Source organism: Actinoplanes palleronii (assembly GCF_016862315.1).
Taxonomy (GTDB): Bacteria; Actinomycetota; Actinomycetes; order Mycobacteriales; family Micromonosporaceae; genus Actinoplanes; species Actinoplanes palleronii.
Genome location: NZ_BOMS01000114.1, coordinates 17,780 through 29,619, shown reverse-complemented (window position 1 = coordinate 29,619; position 11,840 = coordinate 17,780). Strand labels below are relative to the sequence as shown.

Here is an 11,840-nt window from a genome sequence, read left to right as displayed (position 1 = left end):
AACACACGGGGCGGCACGAGCACGCGGACAGAGCACACGGGGCGGCACGAGCACGCGGACAGGGTGATGCGGGGGCGGTGCCGGGACGCGGTGGCAGTTTGCGTGCTGCCACCGCCCGCCGGGGGGCGGCAGAAGCACGCGATCAGCCTTTGCGTCCCGGCACCGCCCCCGCGCCTGCACTGGTGAAGATCCACGCGGGCTTGCACACGAGCGCCCTCCACGAGCACCACGGAACAACTCACCGGCGCGTCTGACCGGCGTGACCGCCGTTCGGCGGGCCGTTGTGCACAGTGGCGGGCTGTCCACAGGGCTGCGGGCAGTGGCAGGCGAATCCGGCCAGACTGTCTGAGGGGGAGCCCCCAAGGGAGGGTGGGCCCTGTCTGGCGGTGGGCTTGATCAACGAGAACAGGCGCCGCCCCCGGTCGTACCGGAAAATCAGCGCCTGCCCCACACCAACCGCGACCCTGCCGCAGCCTCCCCTAGCCGAAGCGACCGGTGATGTAGTCCTCGGTCTTCTTCTGCGTCGGGTTGCTGAAGATCTTCTGGGTGTCGTCGTACTCGATCAGACGGCCCGGCTCGCCGGTCTTGTCGATCGAGAAGAACCCGGTCTTGTCGCTGACCCGGGCGGCCTGCTGCATGTTGTGCGTGACGATGATGATCGTGAAGCGGTCCTTCAGCTTGAACATCAGGTCCTCGATCGCCAGCGTCGAGATCGGGTCGAGCGCGGAACACGGCTCGTCCATCAGCACGACCTGCGGCTCGACCGCGATGGTCCGGGCGATGCAGAGGCGCTGCTGCTGGCCGCCGGAGAGGCCGGCGCCCGGCCGGTCGAGGCGGTCCTTGACCTCGTCCCACAGGTTCGCGGACCGCAGCGACTGCTCGGCGGCGGCGTCCAGCACCGACTTCTTCTTGACGCCGTTGAGCTTGAGGCCGGCGATCGCGTTCTCGTAGATCGACATGGTCGGGAACGGGTTGGGCCGCTGGAAGACCATGCCGATCATGCGACGGACGGCCGTGATGTCCACGTCCGCGTCGTAGATGTTCTGGTCGTCGATGGTGAGACGACCCTCGATCCGGGCGTTCGGCAGGACCTCGTGCATGCGGTTGATCGACCGGAGGAAGGTCGACTTGCCGCAGCCGGACGGGCCGATCAGGGCGGTGATCGTCTTCGGCTCGACGGTCATCGAGACGTTGTCGATCGCCTTGAAGGAACCGTAGTAGGAGGAGACGTTGCTCGCCTCGATGCGCTTGGCCATGGGGGATCCTTACCGGGTCAACTTGTTGCGTCGGGCGAGCAGCTTGGCGCCGATCGTCAGGATCAGCACGATCGCCACCAGGGTGAGCGCGGCCGTCCAGGCGCGGTCCGGCGCGAACTTCGAGGCGTCCCCGGCCTGCTGGTAGACGTAGAGCGCCAGCGAGGCCTGACCGCCGTCGAACGGGTCGAAGTTGATCCGGGTGAGGCCACCCGCGACCAGCAGCACCGGTGCCGTCTCGCCGGCCGCGCGGGCGATGGCGAGCATGACGCCGGTGACGATGCCGGGAGCGGCGGTGGGCAGCACCACCTTGAGGATCGTCTTCCACTGCGGCACGCCCAGAGCGTACGAACCCTCCCGCAGCGGACCCGGCACCAGGCGCAACATCTCCTCGGTGGACCGGACGATGGTCGGCAGCATCAGGACGGTCAGCGCCAGCGAAGCCGCGAAACCGGAGTACTGCGGCTGCCCGTCGTTGAACCACGGGCTGACGATCAGCACCCAGAAGGAGAGGACGAACAGGCCGGCCACGATCGACGGGATACCGGTCATCACGTCGACGAAGAAGCGGACCGTGCCGGCGAACTTGCCCCGGCCGTACTCGACCAGGTAGATCGCGCCGAGCACACCGAGCGGGATCGCGATCAGGGCGGCGATGCCGACCTGCTCCAGCGTGCCGATGATGGCGTGGTACGCGCCACCACCCGCGTCGCGGGCGCCGATGTTGTTCATCGAGGAGCCGAAGAAGTCGCCGTCCAGGCGGGCGACACCCTTGGAGATCAGCGTCCAGACCACCGAGGCGAGCGGCAGGATCGCCAGCAGGCAGGCGGTGTAGATCAGCGCTTGCCACATCCGGTTGCGGGCGGCGCGCTTGCCCTCCACCCGGCCGGCCGCGAAGTTCAGGCCGGCCAGGTAGAAGACGCCACCGAGTACGAGCACCAGCACCCAGTTGCCGATGCCGGTGCCGAGCACCACGGCGGCCGAGACCACCAGTGCGGCGACCGCGACGAGCAGGTTGGCGACCAGCGGGAACTTGCGGGTGCGGAGGTTGTCCGACGTCATCACGACGTCCGGCATCTCACGGTCCAGAAGACTCATGCGGCACTGTCCCGGAACTCGCGACGGCGGTAGATGATCGCCCGCGCCGTCATGTTGACCACCAGCGTGATCGCGAACAGCAGCAGACCGGAAGCGATCAGGGCGCCACGGCCGGTGTCGTTCGCCTCGCCGAAGGAGTTGGCGATGTTCGCGGCGATCGAGTTACCGCCGGTCTGGATCAGGTTGAACGAGATCTCCCAGGTGATGCCGAGGGTCAGCGCCAGCGCGATGGTCTCACCGAGCGCGCGGCCGAGGCCGAGCATCACCGCGGCGATCACACCGGGCTTGCCGTACGGCAGCACCGCGATCCGGACCATCTCCCACTTGGTGGCGCCGAGGGCCAGTGCGGCTTCCTCGTTCATCCCCGGGGTCTGCTGGAACACCTCGCGGGAGAGCGAGGTGACGATCGGCAGCACCATGATCGCGAGGACCAGGCCACCGAGCATGATCGACTGCCCGAACGGGCCTTCGCCGCCGAAGATCGGGATCCAGCCGAAGTAGTGGTTCAGCCAGACCGAGAAGTCCCGGACCGGCTCCTGGAGCACGTCCCGGCCCCACAGGCCGAAGACCACACTGGGCACCGCGGCGAGCAGGTCGATCACGAAGCCCAGCGGGGTGGCCAGCCGGCGCGGCGCGTAGTGCGTCAGGAACAGCGCGATCGCCAGCGCGATCGGCACCGCCACGACGAGCGCGATGACCGACGACAGCAGGGTGCCGAGGGCCAGGACCGCGATGCCGAAGGCCGGTGCGTCCGCGTTCGGGGCCCAGCGGTTGTAGGTGAAGAAGTTGACGGTGTTCTCGTTGAGGGCGGGAATCGCCTTCGAGATGAGGAAGACGGCGATCGCGATGATGATGACCAGCACCATCGCACCGGCCGCGGTGGAGATGCCGCGGAAGCCGGTCTCCATCGAGAACCGGGCCTTCTTGGGCAGGGCAGCACCGCCGCCACCGATCGGGGGCTCTTCGTAACGGCTCGGGGACGCGCCAGAGCCGGCGCCCGAGGAGTGACCAGAGGTCACACCCAGGTCGCCGGCGGTGGCGTTCGCCGAGCGGGAGGGGATGTCACCCATCTACGCGCTCGCTGTCGTCTCGTAAGGGATTAACGAACCGGGCGGATCAGGAGAGCGAGTCGACCGCGGTAGCGACCTTGGCGCGCACCGTCTCGGGCAGCGGGGCGTAGCCCAGCTCGCCCAGTGCCTTCTGGCCCTCGGCGCTGGCGGTGTACTTCAGGAAGCCCTGAATCGCCTTGCCCTTGGTGGCGTCCGCGTTCTTGCTGCAGACGATCTCGTAGGTCGACAGGACGATCGGGTACGCACCGGCCTGGGTGGTGTTGTAGTCGATGTCCAGCTTGAGGTCGTTGCCGGTACCGGCGACCTTCGCGCCCTCGATCGCCTTGCCGGCGGCGTCGCCGGTCAGCTCGGTGTACTCGCCGGCGCCGTTCTTGACCTTGGCCTTCTGCAGGCTGCTGTTCTCGGCGTAGGAGAGCTCGACGTACGAGATCGCGTTCGGGGTGCTCTTGATCTTGGCAGCAACACCGTCCGACTTGCTCGCGCCGGTGCCGCCCGGGGCCGCCCACACCTTGGCGTGGTCGTAGGTCCAGTCAGCCTCGGCAGCCTTGCTCAGGTACTTGGTGAAGTTGTCCGTGGTGCCGGACTCGTCGGCGCGGTGGACCGCCTCGATGGTGGCCGACGGGAGCTTGGCGTCGGCGTTCTCCGCCTTGATCGCCGCGTCGTCCCACTTGGTGATCTTGCCGGCGAAGATCTTCGCGATGGTGGAGGCGGACAGCTGCAGGCCGTCGACACCCTGAACGTTGTAGACCACGGCGATCGGGCCGACGACCATCGGGAGGTTGAGCACCGGGGCGCCGCACTTCGCGTCGGCCGCCTTCTGCTCGTCGTCCTTGAGAGCCGAGTCGGAACCGGCGAAGTCGGCCAGGCCCGAGGTGAAGGCCTTGACGCCGGCGCCCGAGCCGGTGCCCTGGTAGTCGATCTTGGCGTCGGCACAGGAGGCCGAGTACGCCTTGATCCACTCGTCCATGGCGTTCTTCTGAGCGCTGGAACCCTGAGCCGCCAGGGTGCCACCGACGCAGGAACCCGCGGACGGAGCGGCAGCGCCGCCCGCCTCCGACTTGGTGTCGGTGTTGTCCGAACCGCACGCGGTGAGTGCGATCGTCGCAGTCAGAGCAATGCCGGCGATCAGACCGGTCCGCTGGAACTTCACGGTTGTTGTCCCCTTCAGGTTCAGTGCAACCGGTCGCTCACCGGCTCGAAGAGAAAGCTAAGAGTGCGAAGTGACCTGCGAGCCGGGCGCAAATGAACTGGGGGTGAACACGTCGTCCCCAAAAGGTGGCCATGCCCTGAGGGGCAGTTGTCCGTTAAGTGAACCGCGCACTTGGTACCCGATATGTCGGATAATCCCGGTTGCCTGAGACCTTAGCGAGACACGCGCTTGTCCGGGCCGTTACCAAAGAAGCCCGCCCTCACGGTCGAGGACGGGCCAACGGAAAGGCCGGAATCAGCGCTGATAGCTGACGTCGGTCTTGTAGATCTCGAAACCGAGCCGCCGGTACAGCTTCACGGCGCCCTCGTTCGACTCGTCGACGTACAGATTCGCCACGGGCAGCCCGGCGGCCGCGAGATGCCGCAGACCGGCCACGCTGAGCGCGGCGCCCAGACCGCGCCGGTGCCCGGACGGGTCGACGCCGAGCACATAGATCTCGCCGAGCGCGGGGTCCGCGCCGGACGCCGGGTGCACCTTGGTCCAGTGGTAACCGAGCAGGGTGTCGGTGATGTCGACGGCGAGCAGGAAACCGGCCGGGTCGAACCACGGCTCGGCCTCGCGCAGCAGCAGGTCGTCGAGAGTCCAGCGGCCCTGCTCCGGGTGGTGGGCGAAGGCTTTCGCGTTCACCTCGAGCCAGTCCTGCTCGTCGTGGCCCGGACGGAAGCCGCGGACCGTCACACCGTCCGGCAGCGGCACGTCCGGCAGCGGTTCGAGCAGTGAGCGGCGCATCTGCCAGAGCACGCGGTCGCGGGTGAAGCCGTGCTGCTCGGCGAAGGCTCGGGCGCCGGGGTCGTCACCGTGCGCCCAGAACCGCAGCGAGCCGGAGCCGGCCGCGGCGAGCAGCGCCGCACCGTGCCCCTGGCGGCGCTGCGCCGGATGCACGACCAGCTCGCCGGCGCCGTCCTCGACGAACGCGTAACCGGCGTCCGACAGCAGGTGCACTCCCCCGCCGCCGTTGCGGACGCGGAGCACCACGTCCTCGGACAGCGGGTAGACGCCGTCCGCCTCGGCCGCCGCGGCAGCCAGGGTCAGAACGTCGTCGATCTCCGAAGCGGACAGCCGGTCCGCAGCACGGACCGGCTGCTCTCGCGTCATGACTCGATCAGACCGTGAGCGTGACGGGGTCGTTGTCCGGCAGCTGACGGCCGTTCGGCGGGGTGACGAACTTGTAGCCCACCTGGCGGACCGTGCCGATCATCGACTCGTACTCCGAGCCGAGCTTGGCCCGCAGACGCCGGACGTGCACGTCGACGGTGCGGGTGCCACCGAAGTAGTCGTAGCCCCAGACCTCGCGGAGCAGCTGGTCGCGGGTGAAGACCCGGCCCGGGTGCTGCGCGAGGAACTTGAGCAGCTCGAACTCCTTGTAGGTGAGGTCGAGCGGGCGACCCTTGAGCTTGGCGGCGTACGTGTCCGGGTCGATGTTGAGCTCGCCGGCCCGCACCGATCCACCGGCACCGGCGGTCGCGTTGTTGAGCCGGCCGACGCAGAGCCGCAGACGGGCCTCCACCTCGGCGGGACCAGCACTGGCCAGGATGACGTCGTCGACACCCCAGTCAGCGTTCAGAGCGATCAGACCGGCCTCGGTGACCACCGCGATGAGCGGGACACCGATCCCGGTGGCGTGCAGCATGCGGCACGTCGCACGTGCCTCGGAGAGCTCGGATCGCGCGTCGACCATCACGGCATCGGGGCTCGGCCCGGAAACCAGGGTGCGTACGTCGCGCGGGGCGGTGCGTACCGAGTGGGGCAGAAGGTCCAGGGCGGGCAGAACGGCGGAAGGTTCGCCGGCACGTGCCGTCACCAACAGAAGGATCTCCACACTCACCTCCGTCCTCGCGGCACAGAGCCGCTCGGGTGACCCGGTCTGCGCAGCTCAAAGCTCCGCCACCGGAGAACTGGGGCCCGGCGTCACCGACGGGTGGGTTGCGGTTACCTTAACCGATACATCAGTGTGAGCGACGGGTTCGCGCACCCGAGTGATGTAACGAACGCCTGCTAGGTGGCCTAACGCCCGGTTCGTAACAAGCCTTTTACACACAGCCGGTGATTGGGCGTTCGGCAAGACTCTGGCACGATCCCTGTCGTGTTCCCCTCCATGCCGCAGGACGACCCTTGGGACGCCGACGCCTCCCGCGACGTCGCGCGCCTCGTTCCGGGCCGCCCGAAAGCCGGCACGTACGGGGCGGTGCCGGACGACGCCGACGACGAGCAGCCTCCCACCTCCGAGCCGGAACCGGACGAGGAGGAGTTCGAGGAGATCGAGGTCGTCCCGGTCCGGGCCAAACTGTCCGTGGCGATCGGCGGCTTCGCGGCCCTGCTCGCGCTGGCACTGATCATCGGCACCCAGACCACCGGGCCGGACGCTCGCGCCCCGTACGCGATCGTGCTCTTCGGGGTCCAGTTGCTCGGACTGCTGGCCTGGACCATGGCGCTCAACCCGCCGGCCGTCGCGTCGACCGCCGCGATCAGCGGCGTCACCGGCCTGGCCGCCTGCTATCTCGCGGTCACCGCGGACGAGCCCGGCCTGATGACCCTGCTCTACGTGGCCGGGGCCGGATTCGTGGCCGCGCTGATCGGCCAGCTGATCCGGGCCGAGGACCGGCACCGGGTCGGCGACTCGTGGCGGACCACGCTGCTGATCGTGCTCGGCGTGGTGGCCTACGCGGTCCCGATCACGCTGACCCGCCAGCCGCTCGGTTCGCAGGCGATCCTGGTCTGCTGCACCGGCGCCGGGCTGGCCCTGCTGGTGTCCCGGCTGACCGACGCGGTCTTCCCGAAGCCGCGGATCGCGGCGCAGGTGCCCCGCGGCGCGGCCGGCATCGTGCTCGGCGCGATGGTCGGCACGTTCGCCACCGCGTGGCTCGGCAGTCAGATGGTGTTGCCGTTCACCCCGGCGAAGGGCGCGGTGGCCGGCCTGGTCGCGGCGGTCGCGGCGATCCTGATCGACCTGGCGGTGAACTTCGGTGAGGCTGGTCGCCGGCTGGCCGGGGAGGCGCCGACGTTCTGGCTGGCCCGGCACATGACCGGCCCGCTGGGCGGATTCGCGCTGACGTTCGGCGCGACCTACGTGCTGGTGCATTTCTACCTGGGCTGAACCGTCCGTTTCGCGGGCACGTGGATCGGGGCATGTACGGTCCTCAACAGTCCGCGAACCGGGAGGGCCCTGTGGCCGAGGTGTACGAGAACGACCAGCGCCCGCGCCGCCGGCGGGGACGTGGTCTTCTGATCATCCTCGTCGTGCTGCTCCTCATCCTGTTCGGCGGCCTGGTGGTCCTGGACCGCTACGGCGCCTCGTTCGCCGAGGGGGTCATCGCCGACAAGGTGACCGAGCAGATCCGGCAGCAGAAGGCCAGCAGTGACACCCCGCAGGTGGACATCGCCGGTACCCCGTTCCTGACCCAGGTGGTCCGCGGCGAGTACCAGGAGATCCACATCCAGGTGCCGAACCTGAGCGCGCCGATCGAGAACAGCAAGGTCGCGGCCGACAAGATCAACCTCGCGCTGGTGGACATCCACGCGCAGGACGTGAAGGCCTCGCTGGACACGCTGCGCAGCGGCACCGGCGACGTGGTGGTCGGCACCGTGACCGGCACCAGCACCATCGACTACCCGCAGCTGATCACGCTGATCGGGCAGAAGGGCCTGCAGCTGTCCGCGAAGGACGGCAAGCTGGTCGGCGCGGCCAGCGTGACCGCGCTCGGCCAGCAGCTCGACCTGACCGGCACCGCGAAGCTGACCGTGGTCAACGGCGGGATTCAGGTGCGTTTCGCCGACGTGAAGGCGACGAATCTGCCGGACGTGCCGGTGTTCCAGAACTTCATCAACTCGTACGCCGCGAAGCTCGCCGTCGACGTGCCGGTTCCGGCCCTTCCGCTGCAGCTCAAGGTGCAGTCGGTGACCCCGCAGGCGGACGGCCTGCAGGTGACGCTCGCGGCCAGCGACGTGAACCTCAACGCCGCCGGCGTGTGACCCCCGCCTCGTCCCGGATCGTGGTCGGTACTGTTCCGGGGTCTGGAACCACTGATAGTGTCCGAAGCATGAGCCCGTTGCTCACGAAAAGGCGCGCGATCGACCTGTGTCGCGTGGCCGCGTGCCTGTGTTGCTCCGTCATCTGACGGAGCCACTTGGTGCTGAGCACCCTCTGTTGTAACTAGTCCAGGGCAATTCTCTGCCCGGCAGTGGCGCCGTCGCACAAACCAGCCCGTGATCCCACCTAATCCTGGGTCCGCGCGGGGTGCGACCACACCTCCGTGCGCTGACTCTCCCCTCACCCACTTTTCAGGGAGTGAATCGATGAGTCGCGACACCGCACTCGTATCGGCCGACTGGGCCGAGAAGAACCTGGACACCCCGGGCATCGTCTTCGTCGAGGTCGACGAGGACACCTCGGCGTACGACGGTGGCCACATCCCGGGCGCCGTGAAGATCGACTGGAAGACCGACCTGCAGGACCCGGTCCGCCGCGACTTCGTCAACCAGGAGCAGTTCTCCGCGCTGCTGTCCGCGAAGGGCATCAGCAACGACGACACCGTGATCCTCTACGGCGGCAACAACAACTGGTTCGCGGCGTACGCGTTCTGGTACTTCAAGCTGTACGGCCACGAGTCGGTCAAGCTGATCGACGGCGGCCGCAAGAAGTGGGAGCTCGACGCCCGCGTCTACACCAAGGACGTCCCGGCCCGGGCGGCGACCAGCTACGAGGCGAAGGCCCCCGACCTGTCGATCCGCGCGTTCCGCGACGAGGTCGTCGAGGCCATCGGCGTGAAGAACCTGGTCGACGTGCGCAGCCCCGACGAGTTCGCCGGCCGCCTGCTCGCGCCGGCGCACCTGCCGCAGGAGCAGTCGCAGCGCGCCGGTCACATCCCGACCGCGATCAGCGTGCCGTGGAGCAAGGCCGCCAACGAGGACGGCACCTTCAAGTCCGACGCCGACCTCGCCAAGATCTACGGCGACGCCGGGCTGGACGGCAGCAAGGACACCATCGCGTACTGCCGCATCGGCGAGCGCTCCTCGCACACCTGGTTCGTGCTCAAGGAACTGCTCGGCCAGGAGAACGTGAAGAACTACGACGGCTCCTGGACCGAGTACGGCTCGCTCATCGGCGTCCCGATCGCCCTCGGCGACGAACCCGGAAAGGCGTGATCATGACTATTCCTACCGCTGCTGCCAACATCGCCGCCGGCTGCGCCGCGCCGGACCAGTCCGCGCCCCTCCCCGCGAGCGTGGACCTCCAGAAGGAAACCGTCATCACCGGTCGCGTGAGCACCGCCGAGGGCGAGGCGGTGGGCGGCGCGTATGTCCGCCTGCTCGACTCCTCCGGCGAGTTCACCGCCGAGGTGGTCACGTCACCGGAAGGCGTCTTCCGCTTCTTCGCCGCCCCGGGCTCCTGGACGCTGCGCGCGCTCAGCCGCTTCGGCAACGGCGAGCTCGCGGTCACCGCAGACCGCGGCATCAACGACGTCGCCCTGAGCGTCGCCACCGCCTGACCCACGCTCTGTCAAGGGCGGGATTCCTTCGGGGATTCCGCCCTTTTCCTTGCGGTTTCCTGCCACAACAAAAACCCATATTGTACGAATAAGGAGTCCCGTCCGCAGGCTACAAGCCACGTCCCGCCCGTGCCCCCGCCAGACCGCGCCGGGCCCAGACCGCAGCGCGCCTCCCGACTTCGGCTGGCTCTCAGGGGTGCCTCAACGCTGTTGAGGCACCCCTGAGGACCAGCCAGGACCTTTGCGCGCCTCGCGGCCGCGCCCACCCCGCGACACCGCGTCCGGTCCGGACCGCAGCGCGCCGCACTGCTTCGGCTGGTGCTGAGGGGTGTCTCAACACGGTTGAGACACCCCTGAGGGCCAGCTGGAGAACCGGGGGGTCAGGTGCCGGGGGTGACCACTACCGCGTCGGGTGGGACCTCTGGGCGGCGGCGGGCCAGGCGGCGGACGCCGGTGTTCATGACGGCGATCAGCGGGACGGCGACCAGCGCGCCGATGATGCCGGCCAGCACCACACCGCACGCGATCCCGATGATCACCGCGAGCGGGTGAATGGCCACCGCCCGGCCCATGATCAGCGGCTGGAGCACGTGGCCCTCCAGCTGCTGCACCAGGATCACCGCGCCCAGCACGATGAGCGCGACCACCCAGCCCTGCCCGACCAGCGCGACCAGCACGGCCACCGCGCCGGAGATGCTGGCCCCGATGATCGGCACGAACGCGCCAAGGAAGACCAGCGCGGCCAGCGGGAACGGGAACTGCACGTCGAGGATCAGCAGGGCCAGCCCGATACCGACCGCGTCGATGAACGCGACGAGCACGGTGGCCCGCACGTACGCACCGAGCGTCGCCCACGACGCGTCCCCCGCGTCGGCCAGCGACCAGCGCGCGTTCACCGGGAACAACCGGACCATGAACCGCCAGATCTTGCGCCCGTCCCGGAGGAAGAAGAACGTCGCGAAGAGCACCAGCAGCAGCCCGGTGAGCAGCTCGAAGACGGTCGCCGCGGTGGCCAGCCCGGTCGAGGTCAGCGACGCGGTGTTCGAGTTGATCCAGTCCTGCGCGGTGTTGATCGCGTCGTTGATCTTCTGGTCGGAGAGGTGCAGCGGGCCGGTCTTCGCCCAGTCCTGGATCTGCCGGACACCCGCGCTGGCCCGGTCGGTCAGCTGCGGGACCCCGTCGATGAACTGGTTGACCACCAGGGTCAGCGTCCCGGCGACCGCGCCCAGCCCGCCGATCAGCACCAGGAACGTGGCGAGCGACTGGGGCAGGTGCAGTTTGAGCAGCCAGCCCACGGCCGGCCGGAGCAGCGCAGTGAGCAGCAGCGCGATCGCCAGCGGCACGACGACCACGTCGACCATGCCGATGAACTGCAGTCCGGCGTACCCGACCAGCCCGACCACGATCAGCCGCCAGCTCCAGGCCGCGGCGATCCGCAGCGAGTGCGGCACGTCCACGTCGTCCAGGCTGCTGGTCGAACCGTGTGTCACGGCCGGCTCGGGCGGTGGCGGGATGAAGTCGTCCTCCTCAGGTGGTTCCGGGTCGCGTGGCGGCCGATAGGTACGGGCCACCCGGACCGATTGCCGTCCGGTGTCGTAGGCCTTCTGCAGGTTCTCCCGGACACGTTGCAAGCGGTTCAACCGCCTACCCCCTCGCCCTCGAATACGCGTTCATCACCGTAGTGCCCGCACGCATCGAATGGCGTCCGTGACGCACGGGTGCG

General features: G+C 68.7%; 12 protein-coding genes. 5 read left to right on the top strand and 7 right to left on the bottom strand.

The features are described 5' to 3' along the window. Positions 1-479: 479 nt before the first annotated feature. From pstB to Apa02nite_RS35125, 6 genes are all read right to left on the bottom strand, one after another. Complete coding sequence (gene pstB, locus Apa02nite_RS35150; RefSeq protein WP_067707327.1) at positions 480-1,256, bottom strand: phosphate ABC transporter ATP-binding protein PstB; 777 nt, start codon at positions 1,254-1,256, stop codon at positions 480-482. Between the two features lie 9 nt (positions 1,257-1,265). Further along, the gene (gene pstA / locus Apa02nite_RS35145) at positions 1,266-2,351 is read right to left on the bottom strand and encodes a phosphate ABC transporter permease PstA (protein ID WP_203828919.1); all 1,086 of its coding nucleotides are present in this window, start codon (positions 2,349-2,351) and stop codon (positions 1,266-1,268) included. Continuing rightward, entirely contained in the window at positions 2,348-3,421 is a 1,074-nt protein-coding gene (gene pstC, locus Apa02nite_RS35140; RefSeq protein ID WP_203828918.1) for a phosphate ABC transporter permease subunit PstC, read from the bottom strand. The genes pstA and pstC overlap by 4 nt, the downstream gene beginning before the upstream one ends. Positions 3,422-3,467: 46 nt before the next feature. Next, positions 3,468-4,571 carry a phosphate ABC transporter substrate-binding protein PstS gene (gene pstS / locus Apa02nite_RS35135; protein WP_203828917.1) on the bottom strand — a complete coding sequence of 368 codons (1,104 nt, stop codon included), beginning with the start codon at positions 4,569-4,571 and terminating at the stop codon, positions 3,468-3,470. A 294-nt stretch (positions 4,572-4,865) separates the two neighbouring features. Then, the gene (gene mshD, locus Apa02nite_RS35130; RefSeq protein ID WP_203828916.1) at positions 4,866-5,726 is read right to left on the bottom strand and encodes a mycothiol synthase; all 861 of its coding nucleotides are present in this window, start codon (positions 5,724-5,726) and stop codon (positions 4,866-4,868) included. Between the two features lie 7 nt (positions 5,727-5,733). Further along, positions 5,734-6,450: a winged helix-turn-helix transcriptional regulator gene (locus Apa02nite_RS35125; RefSeq protein WP_067707314.1), complete on the bottom strand. Its 717-nt coding sequence runs from the start codon at positions 6,448-6,450 to the stop codon at positions 5,734-5,736. Positions 6,451-6,714: 264 nt separating this feature from the next. Here Apa02nite_RS35125 and Apa02nite_RS35120 point away from each other — a divergent pair, with 264 nt between their 5' ends. From Apa02nite_RS35120 to Apa02nite_RS35105, 5 genes are all read left to right on the top strand, one after another. Continuing rightward, positions 6,715-7,725, top strand: a complete 1,011-nt coding sequence (locus Apa02nite_RS35120) for a hypothetical protein (RefSeq protein ID WP_083972621.1) — start codon at positions 6,715-6,717, stop codon at positions 7,723-7,725. A 32-nt stretch (positions 7,726-7,757) separates the two neighbouring features. Then, positions 7,758-8,600, top strand: a complete 843-nt coding sequence (locus tag Apa02nite_RS35115) for an LmeA family phospholipid-binding protein (protein ID WP_239164762.1) — start codon at positions 7,758-7,760, stop codon at positions 8,598-8,600. A gap of 68 nt (positions 8,601-8,668) precedes the next feature. Then, positions 8,669-8,746, top strand: coding sequence for an Ms5788A family Cys-rich leader peptide (locus Apa02nite_RS52455; RefSeq protein WP_373873078.1), 78 nt, complete (start codon positions 8,669-8,671; stop codon positions 8,744-8,746). 178 nt (positions 8,747-8,924) lie between these two features. Continuing rightward, on the top strand, positions 8,925-9,773 hold the full coding sequence (locus tag Apa02nite_RS35110) for a sulfurtransferase (protein ID WP_203828915.1): 849 nt from the start codon (positions 8,925-8,927) through the stop codon (positions 9,771-9,773). A gap of 2 nt (positions 9,774-9,775) precedes the next feature. Continuing rightward, on the top strand, positions 9,776-10,117 hold the full coding sequence (locus tag Apa02nite_RS35105) for a DUF1416 domain-containing protein (protein WP_203828914.1): 342 nt from the start codon (positions 9,776-9,778) through the stop codon (positions 10,115-10,117). A gap of 380 nt (positions 10,118-10,497) precedes the next feature. Here Apa02nite_RS35105 and Apa02nite_RS35100 read toward each other — a convergent pair whose 3' ends face one another. Then, positions 10,498-11,748, bottom strand: coding sequence for an AI-2E family transporter (locus Apa02nite_RS35100; protein ID WP_373873077.1), 1,251 nt, complete (start codon positions 11,746-11,748; stop codon positions 10,498-10,500). Positions 11,749-11,840: the final 92 nt, after the last annotated feature.